This window comes from Streptomyces sp. GD-15H, assembly GCF_045291515.1.
Lineage (GTDB): Bacteria > Actinomycetota > Actinomycetes > Streptomycetales > Streptomycetaceae > Streptomyces.
Map to the genome: position 1 here is coordinate 4166162 of NZ_CP149447.1, position 17515 is coordinate 4183676.

14 protein-coding genes and 6 pseudogenes are annotated in these 17515 nt (G+C 70.5%); 12 read left to right on the top strand and 8 right to left on the bottom strand.

All coding sequences use genetic code 11. From position 1 onward, the window contains the following. Positions 1-26: 26 nt before the first annotated feature. Together WJ438_RS19490 and WJ438_RS19495 are read right to left on the bottom strand one after the other, a co-directional pair. Complete coding sequence (locus WJ438_RS19490) at positions 27-518, bottom strand: hypothetical protein (RefSeq protein ID WP_406726394.1); 492 nt, start codon at positions 516-518, stop codon at positions 27-29. Next, positions 515-2999: pseudogene (locus WJ438_RS19495) on the bottom strand (molybdopterin oxidoreductase family protein). The gene WJ438_RS19490 and the pseudogene WJ438_RS19495 overlap by 4 nt, the downstream one beginning before the upstream one ends. A 288-nt stretch (positions 3000-3287) precedes the next feature. Here WJ438_RS19495 and WJ438_RS19500 point away from each other — a divergent pair. From WJ438_RS19500 to WJ438_RS19515, 4 genes and pseudogenes are all read left to right on the top strand, one after another. After that, a complete protein-coding gene (locus WJ438_RS19500) occupies positions 3288-4244 on the top strand; it encodes a TIGR03557 family F420-dependent LLM class oxidoreductase (RefSeq protein ID WP_406726395.1) in 957 nt (318 codons plus the stop codon). A gap of 76 nt (positions 4245-4320) precedes the next feature. Further along, positions 4321-4568: pseudogene (locus WJ438_RS19505) on the top strand (cysteine hydrolase); the annotation flags it as partial. A 207-nt stretch (positions 4569-4775) separates the two neighbouring features. Further along, positions 4776-4979, top strand: coding sequence for a cold-shock protein (locus WJ438_RS19510; RefSeq protein WP_109379033.1), 204 nt, complete (start codon positions 4776-4778; stop codon positions 4977-4979). A 301-nt stretch (positions 4980-5280) separates the two neighbouring features. Further along, positions 5281-6789, top strand: a complete 1509-nt coding sequence (locus tag WJ438_RS19515; protein ID WP_406726396.1) for a DEAD/DEAH box helicase — start codon at positions 5281-5283, stop codon at positions 6787-6789. Positions 6790-6818: 29 nt separating this feature from the next. Here WJ438_RS19515 and WJ438_RS19520 read toward each other — a convergent pair. Next, positions 6819-7112: pseudogene (locus WJ438_RS19520) on the bottom strand (MBL fold metallo-hydrolase); the annotation flags it as partial. Positions 7113-7221: 109 nt separating this feature from the next. On the opposite strand from WJ438_RS19520, the gene WJ438_RS19525 reads away from it, so the two are divergent. Beyond that, complete coding sequence (locus WJ438_RS19525; RefSeq protein ID WP_406726397.1) at positions 7222-7593, top strand: hypothetical protein; 372 nt, start codon at positions 7222-7224, stop codon at positions 7591-7593. A 21-nt stretch (positions 7594-7614) separates the two neighbouring features. Here WJ438_RS19525 and WJ438_RS19530 read toward each other — a convergent pair whose 3' ends face one another. Continuing rightward, on the bottom strand, positions 7615-8757 hold the full coding sequence (locus tag WJ438_RS19530; RefSeq protein ID WP_406726398.1) for a sugar ABC transporter substrate-binding protein: 1143 nt from the start codon (positions 8755-8757) through the stop codon (positions 7615-7617). Positions 8758-9514: 757 nt separating this feature from the next. Here WJ438_RS19530 and WJ438_RS19535 point away from each other — a divergent pair. Next, positions 9515-10198 carry a hypothetical protein gene (locus WJ438_RS19535; RefSeq protein ID WP_406726399.1) on the top strand — a complete coding sequence of 228 codons (684 nt, stop codon included), beginning with the start codon at positions 9515-9517 and terminating at the stop codon, positions 10196-10198. 45 nt (positions 10199-10243) lie between these two features. Next, a complete protein-coding gene (locus WJ438_RS19540; RefSeq protein ID WP_406726400.1) occupies positions 10244-10570 on the top strand; it encodes an antibiotic biosynthesis monooxygenase family protein in 327 nt (108 codons plus the stop codon). 224 nt (positions 10571-10794) lie between these two features. On the opposite strand, the gene WJ438_RS19545 is transcribed toward WJ438_RS19540, so the two are convergent. From WJ438_RS19545 to WJ438_RS19555, 3 genes and pseudogenes are all read right to left on the bottom strand, one after another. Further along, positions 10795-10998, bottom strand: coding sequence for a cold-shock protein (locus WJ438_RS19545; protein ID WP_004985680.1), 204 nt, complete (start codon positions 10996-10998; stop codon positions 10795-10797). A gap of 241 nt (positions 10999-11239) precedes the next feature. Further along, positions 11240-11577 (bottom strand): annotated as a pseudogene (locus WJ438_RS19550) (MerR family transcriptional regulator). Positions 11578-11700: 123 nt separating this feature from the next. Then, complete coding sequence (locus tag WJ438_RS19555) at positions 11701-12456, bottom strand: TetR/AcrR family transcriptional regulator (RefSeq protein ID WP_406726401.1); 756 nt, start codon at positions 12454-12456, stop codon at positions 11701-11703. Positions 12457-12613: 157 nt separating this feature from the next. Between WJ438_RS19555 and WJ438_RS19560 the strand changes: the two genes are divergently transcribed. Both WJ438_RS19560 and WJ438_RS19565 read left to right on the top strand, forming a co-directional pair. Continuing rightward, entirely contained in the window at positions 12614-12934 is a 321-nt protein-coding gene (locus WJ438_RS19560) for a hypothetical protein (RefSeq protein WP_406726402.1), read from the top strand. A gap of 147 nt (positions 12935-13081) precedes the next feature. Next, positions 13082-14299, top strand: coding sequence for a cytochrome P450 (locus WJ438_RS19565; protein ID WP_406726403.1), 1218 nt, complete (start codon positions 13082-13084; stop codon positions 14297-14299). A 392-nt stretch (positions 14300-14691) separates the two neighbouring features. Here the strand turns inward: WJ438_RS19565 and WJ438_RS19570 are convergent. Continuing rightward, positions 14692-15342 (bottom strand): annotated as a pseudogene (locus WJ438_RS19570) (TerD family protein); the annotation flags it as partial. Between the two features lie 329 nt (positions 15343-15671). On the opposite strand from WJ438_RS19570, the pseudogene WJ438_RS19575 reads away from it, so the two are divergent. The 3 genes and pseudogenes from WJ438_RS19575 to WJ438_RS19585 all read left to right on the top strand — a co-directional run bounded on the left by WJ438_RS19575 (position 15672) and on the right by WJ438_RS19585 (position 17510). Beyond that, positions 15672-16675 (top strand): annotated as a pseudogene (locus WJ438_RS19575) (IS5 family transposase). Between the two features lie 131 nt (positions 16676-16806). Next, positions 16807-17199 (top strand): ArsR/SmtB family transcription factor, encoded by a 393-nt coding sequence (locus WJ438_RS19580; RefSeq protein ID WP_406726404.1) that lies wholly within the window; start codon positions 16807-16809, stop codon positions 17197-17199. Continuing rightward, positions 17196-17510, top strand: coding sequence for a hypothetical protein (locus WJ438_RS19585; protein WP_406726405.1), 315 nt, complete (start codon positions 17196-17198; stop codon positions 17508-17510). The genes WJ438_RS19580 and WJ438_RS19585 overlap by 4 nt, the downstream gene beginning before the upstream one ends. Positions 17511-17515 lie beyond the last annotated feature (5 nt).

A 17515-nucleotide genomic window follows, 5' to 3' on the forward strand; every position in this document is an offset into this window, starting at 1 on the left:
CTGCCCACTTCGGAAAGAGCGGCTGGTCACAGGCTCGTCAGGATCTGTGGGGCGAGATTCTTGATCAGGGTGTTGCTCCAGCGCATCTGCCGCAGGGTCCGCGGGTGGCACTCGGAGACCACGGCGAGCAGTCCCTCGTCCTTGGTGGCCTGCGCGATCTGCGCGAGCATCTCCCAGTACAGGGAGTTCTCCGCGGCGCTCAGGTGCAGATCCCGAAGGTCCCGCAGGAGCAGCAGGCCGGGCTCGGGGCGATGCCTTACCGCCTCAGCGGCTTTCTCCCGGAACGCGGACAGGACTTTGGCGGCCGGGACGCCGGGAGAGCCGGTGAGGTCGAAGTTGTGGGCGTGAGCGGCACTGGACAGGCGTTCGACGTGTTCGCGAGACCACGCGGCGAGGTCGTTGGCGACGTGGTGGACCTCGTGTTCGGTGCGGTGGCGTTCGGCCACGGCCGTCAGCTGCTCGGCGAGGTGTTTCTCTCCGTGGTGGAGAGTGCGGAGGGTGAGGGTGAGGCCGTTCACCGGGCGGCCTCCTCACGGTCCGGGGAAGCGTCGGTCGACTGGGTGGCGAGGGCGGGCGTTCCGCCGGTGGTGGGCGGTACGGCGTCGGCGCGGGAGGGAGCCGACGCGGTGGTGGTCGGTGCGGGGGCGGGGTGGCCTTCTCCGCGTGCCACGAGGTGCAGCGCGGCTGCGGCGGTCTTGAACAACGGCTGCTTCGACGCGGGGTCCCAGTCGGTGACCGTCGTCTCGTTCGCGGCGCGCCCGGGTGTCTCGCCGTCCGGGCCGTGCCCGGCCTTGGTGTCCCAGTAGCCGTAGTGGAAGGGGACGAACAGCAGTCCCGTACGGATGTCGGTCACCCGTAGTCGGCCCCGCAGGGCACCACGGGGTGTGGTGACCTCGACCAGATCGCCTTCGTCGAGTCCGAGCCGGGCCGCGTCGGAGATGGACGCCTCCACCCACACCTCGGGAGCGGCGGCGTTCAACTGGGGCGCACGCGCCGTCTTCGTCCGGGTGTGGAAGTGGTAGACGGTGCGGCCGGTGGTCAGCTGGAACGGGTGGTCCTCGTCGGGCATTTCGTGGGGCGGCAGGTAGGCGGCCGCCCTGATCACGGCCTTGCCGTCCGGGTTGAGGGAGCGGTACTCGACGACCTCGTCCGCCGCACCCGTCAGCAGGTCCTTGCCGTAGCTCTCGCAGACGTCGGGATGCGCCCAGCTGATCCCGTCGGTGTAGAGCCGTTGCGTGCCGTCGGGGGCCTGTTCGTTGCACGGCCACTGGATGCCGCTCCCGCCGCGCAGCTTGGCGTAGGTGAGGCCGGTGTAGTCGCACAGGCCAGGCGCTGCAGCGTTTCCACGCCTCGAACGCGGACTCCGGGTCGTGCCAGGTGATCAGCGGCCCGCCGTCCTTGTCGCGGAAGTCCATCCGGGCCGCGTAGTCGAGGAAGATGTCCAGGTCCGGCCTGGCCTCGCCGGGCGGTTCGACCGCCTTGTCGGACAGGTGCACGGTGCGGTCGGCGTTGGTGAACGTCCCGGTCTTCTCGCCCCAGGTCGCGGCGGGCAGGACCACGTCGGCCAGCTGGGCGGTCTCGGTCAGGAACAGGTCCTGTACGACCACGAGGAGACGCTCCTGCGCCAGGATCGAGCGGATGCGGGACAGCTCGGGCAGCGATACCGCCGGGTTGGTGCCGCTGATCCACAGCATGTGGATCGAGCCCTGCTCGGCGTAGCGGAACATCTGCAGGGCGTGCGTGGGCGGGGCGTAGTGCGGGATGGCCGCCGGCTCCACGTTCCACACCCTCGCCAGGTCGGCGACGTGGTCGTCGTTCTGCCAGTTGCGGAATCCCGGCAGGTCGCCGTTGGCTCCGCACTCGCGGGTGTTCTGGGCGGTGGGCTGCCCGTTCATCTGCAGCACGCCGGCGCCGGGCCGGCCGAGCATGCCGCGGATCAGGTGCAGGTTGTTGATCTGCACCGCGGCGGCGGTGGCCTGGTGGGACTGGTAGACGCCCTGCAGGACCGTGGACAGCAGCCGGTCGGCCGTGCCGAGGAGCTCCGCCGCCTCGCCGATCCGCGCGGCCGGTACGTCGCAGATCCGCTCTGCCCACCGCGGGGTGCACTCCTTCACCCGGGACGCGAGTTCCTCGTAGCCGACGGTGTGTGCCGCGATGTAGTCGTGGTCGACGCGGTCGGCGCGGATGATCTCGTGGAGCAGCGCGTTGAGGAGGGCCACGTTGGTGCCGGGCCGCGGAGCCAGGTGTACGGCCGCCCGGCGGGCCACCTGTGTGGGGCGGGGGTCGACGCAGACCAGGCGGGGCGGGTCGGCGCCGTCCAGCCGGTCGAGGACGCGCATCCACTGCACGGGCTGCGTCTCGGCGGCGTTGTGCCCGAACAGCGCGATCACGTCCGCGTGGTCGATGTCGTCGTAGCAGCCCGGCTGCCCGTCGCAGCCGAAGGACTCCTTCAGCGCCTCGGCGGCGGTGGACGTGCACAGGCGGGTGTTCCCGTCCAGGTGATTGGTGCCGATCCCGGCCCGCGCCAGCACGGCGAGCGTGTAGTACTCCTCCAGGTACAGCTGCCCGGAGGTGTAGAAACCGAGCGCCCTCGGACCGTGCTCCTCGAGCAACTCCCGCGAACGGGAGACGATCCGGCCCATCGCGGTGTCCCAGTCGCACTCCACCAGGCGCCCGCCCTCGCGGACCAGCGGCCGGGTGAGCCGGTCCGGCGAGGCGCCTGCCTGCCAGCCGAAGAGGTCCTTCGGCCCCAGGCGGCCCCGGTTGACGCGGTCGTCCGCCCGCCCGCGCACACCCACCATGCGCCCGTCCACGACCGCGACGTCCATCGCGTCCCCGTCGGAATGGAGGATCGACGCCGTCTGCACCCATCGCTGCACCCGGCTCGGTGCGACACCCGGTTCGAGGTACGTGTCCACGCGTACGGGCCACGACTCGTGCGCATCGTAGGGGGTACGGCTGCCCCAGGGATGTGCGATCCGGTCCACCGAAGCGTCCATGCCAACCTCCCAGCACACCGACGGCATCCCCCGCCTCGTCCTCGGTACCCCTCACCCCACTTCTGTAACTCCGTCAGGGACGTCTCGAGCGCTTCCCCGGATTCCCGTGCTTTCCGGGGGCCGGACCGTCCTTCGCTCGCCGCCGGCGACGGCGTGGGGCCGGGCCGCGGGAACCCGGCTTCCCGCGGCCCGGCCCCACGCCCCCTGTTAGGCCCCGGACCATCGGGTTACTCGGCAGCACGTTCCCCGGTCACCACCACACGCCGCACCTGGGAGATGGGAGAGACGATGGCCGACTTCGGATACTTCCTGTCGTGCGAGGAGCACAGCCCGGCGGAACTCGTCGATCAGGCCAGAATGGCCGAGCAGGCCGGCTTCGACTCCCTCTGGATCTCGGACCACTACCACCCGTGGAACGACCGGCAGGGCCAGAGTCCGTTCGTGTGGACAGTGATCGGCGCCCTGTCACAGGCCGTCTCGCTGCCCGTCGAGACGGCGGTGACCTGCCCACTCGTAAGGACTCATCCCGCAGTGGTCGCCCAGGCGGCCGCCACCTCCGCCGCCCAGCTGGGCGGCGGCTTCCGACTGGGCGTCGGCACCGGCGAGGCTCTCAACGAGCACATCCTGGGCACCCCCTGGCCCGAGGCGTCGGTACGCCTGGAAATGCTGGAGGAGGCAGTCCAGATCATCCGGCAGCTGTTCACCGGCGAGCAGACGAGCCACCGCGGCAAGCACTACACCGTGGAGAACGCCCGCCTGTACACCCTGCCCGACGAGCCGGTGCCCATCGACGTCTCCGCCTTCGGCCCGCAGGCCGCCGCGGTCGCGGCACGCATCGGCGACGGTCTGATCACGATGGCGCCCGACACCGCCATGGTCGAGCGCTTCCGCCGCGGTGGCGGCGGCACCAAGCCGGTGTACGGCGGACTGAAGGTGTGCTGGGGCACGGATCGGCAGGAGGCGCTGCGCACCGCACACCACCTGTGGGCCAATGAGCAACTGCCCGGGGAACTCCCGCAGATCCTGCCGACCACACGTCATTTCGAACAGGCCTCCGAGTTGGTCACCGAGGACCAGGTGGCGGCCGCCGTACCGTGCGGCGACCATCCGGACACGCACGTCGAGGCCCTGACCGCGTTCGTCGACGCGGGATTCGACACCGTGTACGTCAACCAGATCGGCAAGGACCAGCAGGGCTTCTTCGACTTCTACCGCTCGAAGGTCCTGCCGCGACTGCGCGACTGACCCGCGCCGGGGGACGGGCGGTGGAGCCGTGGACCGGCCCGCGGACACGACGAGCCTCGCTCTCGTCGTGATCGACATGATCAACACCTACGAGCACGAGGACGCCGAGTTGCTCGTGCCGTCCGCCGTGCCGTGCCCGTCCTGGCAGAGCTGATCGGCCGGGCCCGCGAGGCGGGCGTGCCGGTGATCTGCGCGAACGACGACTTCGGCCGGTGGCGCTCCCACCGAGGGGAACTCGTGGACACCGCTCCGGCCCGGCCCCCTCGCGACCCGATCGAGCCGACAACCCCCGACGACGAGTCGCTCTTCGTGGTGAAGGCCCGTCCACGTCCGGATCCCGTGCTATCGTAAAGAGTTGCAGTTTTGGTTACCAGAGGCTTTGAGTGCTCTTCCGACCTTCCGTCGACGAGCACTCTTTTTTGATGCTGGAAAGCTTCGCGGCTCACCAGGAACAGAGCCGGGCGGACCGCTGCTGCGACGACGGGCCCACAAGGTGTGGACCCCGAGCACTGCCCTCGAGGGAGATTCAATATGGCATCTGGCACCGTGAAGTGGTTCAACGCGGAAAAGGGATTCGGCTTCATCGAGCAGGACGGTGGCGGCCCCGACGTGTTCGCCCACTACTCGAACATCGCCACCTCCGGCTTCCGCGAGCTTCAGGAGGGCCAGAAGGTGACTTTCGACGTCACGCAGGGCCAGAAGGGCCCGCAGGCCGAGAACATCGTTCCCGCCTGACGCTGACGCCGACGCCGACGCGCGCCGCGTGGCCGGGATCCGCACTTCTGTGGTGCGGGCCCCGGCCCACTGCGTTCTCCGCGGCCCGCCGAATTTTCCCGGTCCTCGGCCCGGCAACGAAGCCGGCACCGTTCCCGCACCCACGGCGCGCCCCGCTGTCGCCCTGGCGATCCGCCGCTCCCGGCCGCCCGATTCTTCGTTCCACTGTTGTTTCGGCTCATTCTTGCGAATCCTCATGCGGCCGTGCAGGTCGCCGCTGGAAGGCATTCCTCGATACGTGCCGCATCGAGGAAGGTTCCGCATGAACCGCAACCACACAGCCCGTTCGAACAACAACTCCTCCCGCTCCCGTACGGACAAGGCCTCCACGGGCTCCGGCCGGGGCGGTCGCGTCCGCTCGCAGGGATCGGGCCGTCAGGGCGCCGCTTCCCGTCCGGCCAAGGCCGGGCGCAGCGGTCGCGGAGGCCGTCCCGCCGTGTCCGGTGGGGAGTTCGCCCCGCCGGTCACCCTCACCCCGGCGCTGGCACCGGTCGAGTCCTTCTCCGAACTGGACATGCCCGAACGGCTGTTGACCGCCCTCGGAGCCGAGGGCGTGACCACCCCGTTCCCGATCCAGGCCGCCACGCTGCCGAACTCGCTGGCCGGCCGGGACGTTCTGGGCCGCGGGCGCACCGGATCGGGCAAGACACTCGCCTTCGGCCTCGCCATGCTGGCCCGTATCCACGGGCAGCGGGCCGAGCCCCGGCAGCCGCTGGCCCTCGTCCTCGTCCCCACCCGGGAACTCGCCCAGCAGGTCACCGACGCTCTCACCCCCTACGCACGCGCGCTGCGCCTGCGCCTCGCCACCGTGGTCGGCGGGGTGTCGATCGGCCGGCAGGTGAGCGCTCTGCGCGCCGGGGCCGAGGTCGTCGTCGCGACACCCGGCCGGCTCAAGGACCTCATAGACCGGAACGACTGCCGCCTGGACCAGGTCGCCATCACCGTCCTGGACGAGGCCGACCAGATGGCCGACATGGGCTTCATGCCGCAGGTGACCGCCCTGCTCGACCAGGTGCGCCCCGAGGGCCAGCGCATGCTGTTCTCCGCCACGCTGGACCGCAACGTCGACCGTCTGGTGCGCAACTACCTCCACGATCCCGTGGTCCACTCGGTCGATCCGTCCGCGGGCGCGGTCACCACGATGGAGCATCACCTGCTGCACGTGGACGACGACGACAAGCACGCCACCACGACGGAGATCGCCGCCCGCGACGGACGCGTGATCATGTTCCTGGACACCAAGCACGCCGCCGACCGGCTGACCAAGAAGCTCCTCGCCGTCGGGGTGCGCGCCTCGGCCCTGCACGGCGGGAAGTCCCAGTCCCAGCGCACCCGGACCCTGACCCAGTTCAAGGACGGCCACGTCAGCGTGCTGGTGGCCACCAACGTCGCGGCCCGCGGCATCCACGTGGACAACCTGGACCTCGTCGTCAACGTCGATCCGCCCGGCGACCACAAGGACTATCTGCACCGGGGCGGGCGCACCGCCCGCGCCGGTGAGTCCGGCACCGTCGTCACGTTGGTCCTGCCGCACCAGCGCCGCGACATGACCCGCCTGATGACCGACGCCGGCATCACCCCGCAGACCACCCGGGTACGCCCCGGCGGGACCGAGCTGAACCGCATCACCGGATCCCAGGCGCCCTCGGGCGTACCCGTCGTCCTCGCTCCGCCGCCCGCCCAGAACAAGCCCGCGCGTTCCGGGCCCTCGTCCCGCGGCCGGCGCGGCCGCCCCGGCCAGGGTCGTCGCCGCCCGTCCGCCAAGGGGTAGGGGACGGTCCAGTCACTCCTCGCATGCGTGTCGGCGTCGTACAGGGTGTCGTAGTCCGGCACGATGACGCGCGTCGCCGGTGACGCCTCTCCGACCTGGGCGATGAACGCGTCCGGGTCCATCGCGGGATGGTGCACCGGGGAACCGGTCAGCGGCACCTCGAAGTTGTCCCAGTGGACGGGGACGGCGACACGTGGGCCGCCCAGCGCGCGCAGCAGCCGGGGTACGTAGAGGTGGGTGGCGGTGCCGGCGGGTACGGTGATCATCGCGAGGTCGGGACTCAGCCCGCGCACCGCCCGCCCGGAGAAGTCGCCGGCGCCCATCTCGACCACCCGGCCGTCCGGCACACCACCACCGCGCAGCGCCCGCCACGTCGAAGTGATCCGGGTCACCGTAGCCCAGCCGGGCCCGGCTGGGCTACGCTCTTCGACCATGTCGCACCCTGACGATCTGCTCGTCGCCGTCGCCGCGATGGTCGAGTCGGACCAGGACAGCCAGATGTCCCTCACCGTGGTGATCCCCGGTGCCGTCATCACCGGACGGCTGGCCCCCGAAGCCCTGTGGAGAGAGCGTGTGGCGGAGGTGCTGCGCGACTCCGCGCGGCTGACCCACTTCGCCCTTCCGTTCAGGGAGGCCGGCGGAGACGGGGACCCGTCACGCCCCTCCCACCTCCACTTCCACGTCGCCCGCATCCTCCAGGGCAGCTACGGCATCCCGGAGACGGGGGGCATGTACCGCGTCGCCCTCGCCGACGTGAGCGCCTGGACGGTGGGGGACATCGGCTACGCGGACCAGTTGGCGTAGTGCGCGGACGGGGCCGGTCGCCTACGGGGCGAGGCCGATCGAGGCGCAGGCCGCCCGGTACTCGGCCGTGCAGATGTCCTCCACGTCGTGGACGTCGTCCCGGATCACCGTGTCCTTGATGTTGTCCCGCGTCAGGGCGACCACCGGTACCAGCATCGCCGGGATGTCCTTCTCCGTCGGGCTGTCGACGCGGTCACTGGTCAGCGAGTCGAACTGGATGTCCCGCCCCTGGACCCGGGCCAGCGCGATCTCCGCGGCGCCGCCCGCCTCGAGCAGGAACGACTTGTACACCGTCATGTACTGCGTGCCCTCGACGATCCGCTGCACGGCCGCCAGATCGGCGTCCTGTCCGGTCACCGGCGGGAGGTCGGAGACGCCCGCCTCCTGCAGCGCGTCGATGACGGCTCCGGCCATGCTGTCGTTCGCCGAGTAGACGGCGTCGACGCCGTCTACTCCGACGGCGTCGATCGCCTTCTCCATGTTCGCCTTGGCGACCTCGGGCCTCCACTTCTCGGTGTCGTACGACTTGGCTATGTCCACGTTCCCGTTCAACTCGCTGAGCGCGCCCTCCTTGAAGAGGGCCGTGTTCGGGTCGGCGGGCGCGCCGTTCATCATGACGACCTTGCTGCTCTCCGCCTCGCTGCCGAGCGCGTCGACGAGTGCGCGGCCCTGGACCTCGCCGACGAGCTCGTTGTCGTGCGACACGTACGCGTCGATCGGGCCCTCGGCGAGCCGGTCGTAGGCGATGACGGGAATGTCCGCGTCCTTGGCCTTCTTCACGTCCGGTCCGATGGCCTTGGCGTCCACCGCGGTCACCAGGATCACGTCGACCTCGTCGTCGATCATCCGGCCGAACTGCCGGCTCTGCTCGGCCGCGCTCCCCCCGGCGTTGGCGTAGGCGACCCTGCCTTCCTTGCCGGTGAGAACCCCGACCCGCTCCTCGATGAGGGGGCGGTCGAACTTCTCGTAGCGTGCCGTCTCCTTGTCGGGGAGGAGGAGGCCCACAGTGATGTCGTTGCGCTTGCCCGGCGACGGGGAGTCACCGCTCCCGCCGCCGTCGCGCGCACCGCACGCGGAGAGCGAGAGGAGCGAGAGGGCCGTAAGGCCGGCCGTCACAAGGGTGGTGCCGCGACGTGCGGTGTTCGTGCGAGGTGCCGAGGTCATGCGCTGTCCCGGGGTAGCGGAGGCGGTGCGAGCGGTACGTGAGGGGCAGCCAACGCCGCGCGACCCGGCAGCGTCAAACCGTGTCCGTCACGAGGTCCACGTGCCAGTTCCACTGCCCGGCGGCTGTCACCGGGTCCGATTTCTGGCCGTGACGACCCGAATGGGCTTTGTGCTCCGCTCCGGAACTGCCTTTATGGCAGGGGATTTTGGTTGAATATCATACAGTCGGGATCGCCCCACGCGCCGGGCGCCACACATGCTCACGACATTCACGCGAAGCGGGCAGAGAATGTGCGCAGGAATGACACACGGACTGCACACAGCGGCTCGTGACTCTCGTTAGCGTTGCTGTTTCTGCTCCACTCGCTCTCGCGTGCGAACGCGAACGGGCCGTCTCCGGCTCGGCGGGTGCGTGCATGTCGACTCAGGAAGACAGCGGATGGACTACTGCTCCACGTGTCGCCGGCATCTGAACGGCGCCCTGGTGTGCCCCGGATGCGGCGCCTACGCCCCCGACCTCACGCCGAGCGTCATGGGCGGTCGCTCGGTCCCGGGCCCGGGGACAACGACCACACCCCCGGACGCGGGAGCCACCGGGGTCATGGGGGTCATGGGACGTACCGACGCGGGTGTCGGTACGGATGCCGGCCCGGCATCCGTACCGCAGCCGGCATATGCCGGCGACGGGCCGGTCCCGCCGCCCACGGCTGACCCCGGCCCCGCGGCGGCGTCCGTATCCGCGATGTCCATATCCGCGATGTCCGCGCCCACGGGACGGGCGGCGCGGCGGCGGCAGTTGGCGCGGTGGAAGAAGACCCAGCGCCGCGCCCTGGTCGCCACGGCGGTGGCGTTCGTCGGCGGTGGTCTCACCCTCGCCTCGATGGACCGGGGTTCCGGCGACCGTGCCCAGGCCGCGACGGCACCCGCGATCACCGGTATGGGCGGTGCGGACGGGCCCGCGGACCACTACGGCGACCCGGCGCCCCCGGCGACCCCGCCCGGCACGCACCAGTCCTCCCCGGACCGGCCCTCGCAGTCGGCCTCGGACGACGACTCGGACCCGCAGTCGGCCGGCCTCGCGTCGACGCCCACCACCGCGTCGAACATCCGACCGGACCGCGCCACCGGCGCGCCCACGACGGCGACGCCCCCGCCCCGGACCACCTCGCCGTCCACCGGCTCGGGAACAGAAGTCGGTTTCGACTCCGGCTCCGAGGGTTCCGGTGCCGGTTCCCACTCCGGTGCGGTGACCCGTCCGACGAGTCCGCCCGTGGCCGCCTCCGACAGCGGTGGAGGCGGCGGGGACAGCGGGAGCGATGGGTCGGGAGACCGGAGCGGCTCGCAGCCCGCCACGTTGGCCCCCACGACGCCCTCGCACAACTCGCCGGGCTCGTCCGACTCCGACGCCAAGCTGTGCCTGCTGGTGATCTGCCTCGGCTGACCGCCCCCGCACGTGTTCCGCGCCGTACTGCGGAACAATCGGGGCATGAGCATCGTCAAAATCAACGTACTCACGGTCCCGGAAGAGCAGCGGGAGACACTGGAGCAGCGGTTCGCCGCGCGGGCGGGAGCGGTGGAGGGTTCGGACGGCTTCGAGTGGTTCGAGCTGCTGCGCCCGGTGGAGGGCACCGACACCTATCTCGTCTACACCCGCTGGCGGACCGAGGAGGACTTCCAACGCTGGATGGAGGGCCGCGCCCAGGCCGCGCACGGCGGTGAGGGCGCGCAGGACGACCGCCCCAAGCCCGCGGCCACGGGGGCGACGCTGTGGTCCTTCGAGGTGGTCCAGCAGACCGGCCCCAAGCAGGCCTGACCCCACCGCTACGGCATCCCCGCGTTCACCCGAACCGCGTACACCGCGGCCACCCGTCCGGCGGCCGAGCGGCCGCTCGAACGGAAAGGGCCGGACTCAACTCGCCGGCCCTTTCCGGGCACCGGAAACACGCGCGGGAGCCGGAGTCCGGAAAACACGGAGCAGGGGCCCGCACCGATGTGCGGGCCCCTGCTGAAATCCCTGCGTACTCGCGTACGTACGGGTCAGGCGGGAACGATGTTCTCCGCCTGCGGGCCCTTCTGGCCCTGGGTGACGTCGAAGGTCACCTTCTGGCCTTCCTGGAGCTCACGGAAGCCCGAGGTGGCAATGTTCGAGTAGTGAGCGAAGACGTCGGCGCCGCCGCCGTCCTGCTCGATGAAGCCGAAGCCCTTTTCCGAGTTGAACCACTTCACCGTACCGGTGGCCATATCAAATCTCCTGAGACAGTGCTGGGAAATCGCACTTTACGAATTCCCTCATCGTCGCGATGATCACCTGCCCGGAGAACCGGTAGCAAACTGGCAACCACAACTGCAACTGACGTCAGCCTAGCATGGACCATATCCACGGCAAGCGAGGAAAATCACCGAGAAATAATGCCGACAGCGCGTTTGAAGAAATAGATTTCCATGACGGATACTGGATTTCTGTTCCAGCGGGGACAGATTTTCAGTGGTGGCGCTCGACATCCGCGCCCTGTCGGCGCAGCCCCTCGCCGACCCGCTCGACCTGCTCCGGCCGCTCCTCCAGGTCGACGACTTCGCGGACCCTGGCGGCGAGCTTCAGCCGGCGGCGCGAGCAGCGGCGGTGACCGCCCTCCGAGCGGCCGGGGTGATCAGCCCCGTCTCGCCCAGGGCACGGAGGAAGGCGGGTGTCGCTCCGCCCGGTTCGGCGGCCCTGCCCATGGCGCAGGCCGGGAAATGGTCGTCGTCGAGCCGGTCGGCGACGGGCAACCGGGCGTCGTCCGGCTGTGAGGCGTCGACATACGGCCGGCTCTCCAGGGGCATGCGCACCTTCCTGCGGACCGCAGGGGCACGGACCGCCACGGGGACGGGCCCCCACACCAGAACTCTCATCACCTCGGCGGAAAAACTACCGCGGCGCACACAGATATTCATGTCTGCCCCTGTTCACGGTGTCCGAGTCCGACGCACCTCCGTCCGTGCACCCGTCCGTGTACCGCGGCCACCCTCCGAGCCCTCCCCGGGCCGTGGCCGGTGCGGACCCATCTCCTGGAGCACGGCACCGAGCTCGACACCGGTGAGGGCGCGGCCCGGCAGCGGCGGCGGTGGGGCGGTGCGCAGGCCGTCGAGGAACAGGGCGAGGGGGCGGCGCCAGGCGTCGGAGGTGGTGGCCGTGGTGAGGGGCGGTACGGCGCGACCGAGGGCGGCGAGGGCGAACAGGACGTCCTCCGTGGTGACGTCGGGACGCACGGTGCCCTCCTCCCGGCCCCGAGCGAGCAGCAGCTCCACCGTCCGGCGGTTGTGGGCATGCACGGACCGAAGGGACTCGACGTCCGGCAGGTGGGTGGTCATGAGGTCGTTGGTGCCGCGGTCGTCGGCCAGGGCGCCGAAGACGGCACCGAGGTAGTCGCTCAGACCCGTCCAGGCGTCGGGGGCGGTTCGGGCCCGCTCGCCGGCCGCCATCGTGTCCGTCAACTGGTCGCGGAACACGGCGTCGACGAGTGCCGCGCGGGCGGGGAAGTGCCGGTAGAGCGTCGCGTTGCCGACGCCTGCCCGGCGAGCGATCACGTCGAGCGGTGCGTCGAGCCCCTGCTCCGCGAACACCTCGTGGGCCGCCGCCACCAGCCGGTCCCGGTTACGCCGGGCGTCGCGCCGCTGCCGGGGCGCGGGCTCCGGAACCGTGAAGTCCTCACCGACGCTCATGGCCGTCCCTCCGTCCACCCATCCATCCGTCCGCCCCTCCGTCAATCCGTCTTCGCACGAAGTGGGGAGCGTTCCCCGGTGAGGATGTTATCGTCGGGCCACCAAACGGGGAGTGTTCCCCATTTCAGTTGCCTCGAAGTCTCGGAGGGCATACCTGATGGGCGGAACGGGCGGGACCGCGCTGGTGCTCGGAGGTGGAGGTCCGGTCGGCGGGGCCTGGCTGACCGGGGTGCTCGCCGGTCTCGCGGAAGCCGGTGCCGACATCGACGGCGGCACCCGCTCCACCGGCAGCCTCCAACTGGCCCGCGGTGACGAGTGGGTGCTGGCCGCCACGCCGATTCCCTCGGCCGTCGGCCCGCGTCCCGACGCCTGGCGGCAGGCGGCAGGCGGCAGGCGGCCGATCTCAGGGCCGGGGGCGCCGCGGTCACCCTCGTCACGCCGGACGCCACGGCCCGCCGCGCCGCGGGCCGCGATATGACGGCCGACGCCCGACGCCCGGACACCGTCCGCGCGGGACACGTCCAGGGGACCGCCGTCGCGGACGCGATGACCGGTGCATGGCCCGGTCGGTGAGGCGAGCCCCCCAACCGAGGAACGACACGACCGACACGGAAAGGACGGCAGCATGCGAGCGCCCACCCCGAAGGAGCCGGTCCCCGAGGACCTCGATCCGGCGGCCGACCCGTACGCCGTCTACGCGGCGCTGCGCGCCAAGGGTCCTGTGCACCGCGTCCGTGTCCCCGCCGGCGGAGAAAGCTGGCTGGTGGTCACGCACGAGGCGGTCCGCCACGCTCTGACCGACCCTCGGCTGCGCAACGACATCCGGCACTCCGCGACCTGGGAGACCGACGGCGGCCACGCCATCGGCCGCAACATGCTCCAGAGCGACCCACCACAGCACACGCGCCTGCGACGGCTGGTGGCGGGCCACTTCACGCCGGGCCGGATCGCCGGGCTGCGCCCGCGGATCAAGGCCGTCACGCGGGAACTGCTCGCGGAGCTGCCCGAGCAAGGCACCGCCGACCTGGTGAGCGGTTACGCGCTGCCGCTGCCCGTCACGGTGATCTGTGAGGTGCTGGGCGTGCCCATGGCGGATCGCGCGGCCTTCCACACCTGGTCGAACGAGCTGGTCATGCCCACCAGTGAGGAAGCCGCCGCCGGTTCGGCGAGCGCGCTGACCGATTACCTCACCGAACTGATCACCGAGAAGACCCGCACCCCGGACGACTCCCTGCTCGCGGCCCTGGCCACGATGACCGACGACGCGAGTGCAGGCCCCCTCCCCGAACCCGAAGCCGGCGGCCTCACGCCGGAGGAACTGCTCGGGATGGCCTTCCTCCTCCTCGTCGCCGGCCACGAAACGACGGTCAACCTGATCTCGGCGACCCTGCACGGCCTGCTGGCCCACCCGGACCAGCTCGCCCGGCTCCGCGCCGATCCGTCACTCATCGGCGGGGCGGTCGAGGAGTCCCTGCGCTACCACTCCCCCGTCCACGCGGGCGCGTTCCGCTTCGCGGCCGAAGAGCTGGACCTGGCCGGCACCCGCGTCGACGCCGGAGACACGGTACTGGTGTCGCTGGCGGCGGCCTCCCGCGACCCGCTGGCCTTCCCGAACCCCGACCGTTTCGACATCACCCGCCGCCCCCGGGGCCACCTGGGTTTCGGCCACGGCCCCCACCACTGCCTCGGCGCCCCGCTGGCCCGCGCGGAGGCCACGATCGCTCTTCGCCTCCTCCTCGACCGCTGTTCCTCCCTCACCTTCGCGACCGACCCGACGGACCTCACCTGGCGAACGAGCACCCTGCTGCGCGGCCTGAAACAACTGCCGGTGCACCTGGGCTGACCGGAGAGCCGAACGGTGGCAGAGTGCCACCGACCCGGCAGTCCCGGCAGAGCCGCTCACGCGGGCGTCGGCACGGCCTTCCGCGACGTCGGCCGCTCGAGGTGAACCACGACGGTGGAATAGAACCGGTTGACGGCGTCGTCCACGCTGCGGATGAACCCGGCCTCGGCGTTGCCACGGGTGCTGCCCATGCCCTTGAAGAGAGTCAGCCGGAAACCGGTGATCTGGGTGCCGTTCTTCGGCAGCAGGTCACCCGGCTCGGGCCGTAGCCGTTCCGGAGTCCCCCGCGGCCCGCCCGTCTCGGCATCGGCCAGCGTCTCGATGTGCAGGTCGGCCGGCGCCTCGCTCAGCCACTTGATGAGCCGCTTCGCCCGGGTCAGGGGGTAGCCCTGGTCGGATGCCGGGATCTCGATCCCGGTTGTCGGTCCGCCCACTGCCGCCGGGTCGTGCGGACCTTCCGCCTCGTCGGCCCTCGCGGCTGCCACCGCTTCAGCCTCGTCGTCGTCGATGTCGACCCCGAAGTCGGTCGCCGGCCCGGCGAGACCGGTGTCGTAGCCCTGTCCGACGGCCCGGAACTTCCACTCACCTGCCCGCCGGTACAGCTCACCGAAGATGAACGCGCTCACCGAACCGGCGCCCTCGATCGGAAACCGGAGCAGGCCGTCGCCCGAGCCGTTGGCCAACGTGACCTGTAAGCCGTCCAGTTCATCGAAGCGCATGCCCTCGTACCGGCTCGCGGCGACGACGATCCGCTCGACATCGTTCGGGTCCACCGTCAGATCGAAGACGATCCGGTCCTCGCTGCCCTCTCCGGCAGGCTTCTTGCCGAGGAGTTCCACGCCGCCGTCGGCGGCCACCGGATTGTTGTAGAAGTAGAAGTCGGCGTCGCTGCGCACCTTGCCGTGTGCGCCCAGCAGCAGAACGGATACGTCCGCGTCGCCCTCGCCGGTCTGACTGACCCACCCCAGACTCGCGATCACCGAATCGACGGTGTCACTCAGGGTCGCCAACCCGACATCGGCCCCCTTGACCATTTCGCACATGAACCCCCGAACTCACGGCGGGACAGACAGACCCCTCCCTCGACTGCTCGCCACGCACCGTGCGTGCCATGACACGCATTCAACGCAGCCGAAACTCTGGTACGCGAAGCGCGCAGTCGGCGATGTTCCGGCAGAAACAGGATGATCACGGGCAGTGCGCACGGCGCGCACCGCCGTCATGCGCACGCCGTGGACGGCACGGCCGAGGGATGATCTGGCGGCAGGTCCGCGACGCGTCCCCCGAGCCGTCCCCTAGGGCCTGTGTGATGTTGTGATCAGTCTTGCCGGTCCGGATCCGCCTGGAAGGCGGATCCGGTAGGAAGACAATCGTGACGCGCAGACAACTCACCGAAGAACAGTGGAAGTTGATCGAGCCGTTCCTGCCGATAGGCGAGTACGGCCCGTACCCCGAGCGGCTGCGGGATCAGTTCGAGGGGGTGATCTGGCGGTTCAGGACGGGCGCGCAGTGGCGGGAGATGCCGGGCGAGTTCGGCCCCTGGCCGACCGTCTACGGACGCTTCCGGCTCTGGCGGAACGCCGGTGTCTTCACCGCCCTGCTGGAGGGCCTGATCGCCGAGGCCGCCTGCCGGGGCAAAACGGACCTGTCCCTGGTCAGCGTGGACTCCACGACCGTCCGCGCCCACCACGACGCCGCCGGGATGCTCGTCGGCCAGGAGGTCATGGAGGCGCTCGAGGAGGCCGCCGCCGAGCAGGAACAGGCCCGGCAAAAGGGGGCGACAAGGCGGAACAGAACGGGCGGGACGGCGGAAACGGGCCCGAGCGGGAAGAACGCCGGCGCGTCCGCCGCCGACGCAGGCTCCGCCTGAAGGAAGCCCTGCTCGGCCGGTCCCGCGGCGGACTGACCAGCAAGATTCACCTCGCCGCCGACCAAAAGCGCCGGCCGCTGTCGTTCGTGCTGACCGCCGGGCAGGCCGCGGACAGCCCGCAGTTCATCCCCGTGCTGAACAAGGTCCGGGTCCGCGGGCCGGTCGGCCGGCCCCGCACCCGGCCCGGCGCGGTCGCCGCGGACAAGGCCTACTCGTCCCGCGCCAACCGCGCCTACCTGCGCAAACGGCACATCAGGGCGGTCATCCCGGAGAAGAAGGACCAGGCCGCCAACCGCAAGAGGAAGGGCAGCAGGGGCGGCCGTCCCGTCACGTACGACGCCGATCGTTACCGTGACCGCAACACCGTCGAGCGACTGATCAACCGGCTGAAGGACTGGCGCGGCATCGCCACACGCTTCGACAAGACGCCCGAGAGCTACCTCGCCGGCCTCGAACTCCGCGCCTCGATGATCTGGATCGGAGATCTCCTGCAAGCGGCCGATTGATCACAACATCACACAGGCCCTAGCCGACCCCGAGATGTCCCCCAACCGACCCGGAGATGTGTCAGAGAACTTTGACGGGCCCCCTCGCACCTGTCAGCCTTTCCTGACAGGTACGAGGGAAGGTGGCCGCGATGCCTGAGGTCCCGCCCGTGGCCACCACGGGCGACGAGTTGCTGAAGGTGCTGTCCGCGCTCGGCAACCCGCACCGCATGCGCATCGTCGCGGCGCTCCTCCAGAACCGGAACTACGTCAGCGCCCTGGCCCGCGAGATCGGCATGGGCCGCCCGCTGCTGCACATGCATCTGCAGCGGCTGGAGGCGGCCGGCCTCGTCACCGGCACGCGCGAACTCGCGGAGGACGGCAAGGCGATGAAGTACTACGACGTCACGCCGTTCGTCTACGAGCTCACCCCGCACGTCATAGCCCACGCGGCCGCGACGCTCACCGACGCCGACGCCGGGGCGGAGGCCGCTGACACCGTCGAGAGCCGGTCGGACCGAAGCCCGAAAGAGGATGCGAAGTGAACGACGAACTGGTGACGCAGGCCGCCGGAGCCGAAGAACTGGGTGTCCTGGTCGGTGCCGTCGGCGCGGCCGGGTTCTTCACCCTGATGATCGTGATCGTCTGGCAGGTCGCGGCCACCTGGCGGGCCCGGATGCTGGCCGCGCGTGAGGAGCAGTACAAGGAACTCGCCGCCCGGTACGCCCGACTCCTGGAGGACACCGTGGAGTTGCAGCGCCGCACCGCCGACGAGCAGCGGCAGCTGCTGGACGAGCTGACGCAGACCCGGCTCGCGGTCGGCTCGATGGAGAAGATGATGCGCGAGATCGAGTGAGCACA

Bases quoted from the DNA above. Each gene is read 5' to 3' on its own strand.
- WJ438_RS19500 (WP_406726395.1), top strand. From the start codon at position 3,288: ATGGCCGACTTCGGATACTTCCTGTCGTGCGAGGAGCACAGCCCGGCG.
- WJ438_RS19510 (WP_109379033.1), top strand. From the start codon at position 4,776: ATGGCATCTGGCACCGTGAAGTGGTTCAACGCGGAAAAGGGATTCGGC.
- WJ438_RS19515 (WP_406726396.1), top strand. From the start codon at position 5,281: ATGAACCGCAACCACACAGCCCGTTCGAACAACAACTCCTCCCGCTCC.
- WJ438_RS19525 (WP_406726397.1), top strand. From the start codon at position 7,222: ATGTCGCACCCTGACGATCTGCTCGTCGCCGTCGCCGCGATGGTCGAG.
- WJ438_RS19530 (WP_406726398.1), bottom strand. From the start codon at position 8,757: ATGACCTCGGCACCTCGCACGAACACCGCACGTCGCGGCACCACCCTT.
- WJ438_RS19535 (WP_406726399.1), top strand. From the start codon at position 9,515: ATGTCCGCGCCCACGGGACGGGCGGCGCGGCGGCGGCAGTTGGCGCGG.
- WJ438_RS19540 (WP_406726400.1), top strand. From the start codon at position 10,244: ATGAGCATCGTCAAAATCAACGTACTCACGGTCCCGGAAGAGCAGCGG.
- WJ438_RS19545 (WP_004985680.1), bottom strand. From the start codon at position 10,998: ATGGCCACCGGTACGGTGAAGTGGTTCAACTCGGAAAAGGGCTTCGGC.
- WJ438_RS19555 (WP_406726401.1), bottom strand. From the start codon at position 12,456: ATGAGCGTCGGTGAGGACTTCACGGTTCCGGAGCCCGCGCCCCGGCAG.
- WJ438_RS19560 (WP_406726402.1), top strand. From the start codon at position 12,614: ATGGGCGGAACGGGCGGGACCGCGCTGGTGCTCGGAGGTGGAGGTCCG.
- WJ438_RS19565 (WP_406726403.1), top strand. From the start codon at position 13,082: ATGCGAGCGCCCACCCCGAAGGAGCCGGTCCCCGAGGACCTCGATCCG.
- WJ438_RS19580 (WP_406726404.1), top strand. From the start codon at position 16,807: ATGCCTGAGGTCCCGCCCGTGGCCACCACGGGCGACGAGTTGCTGAAG.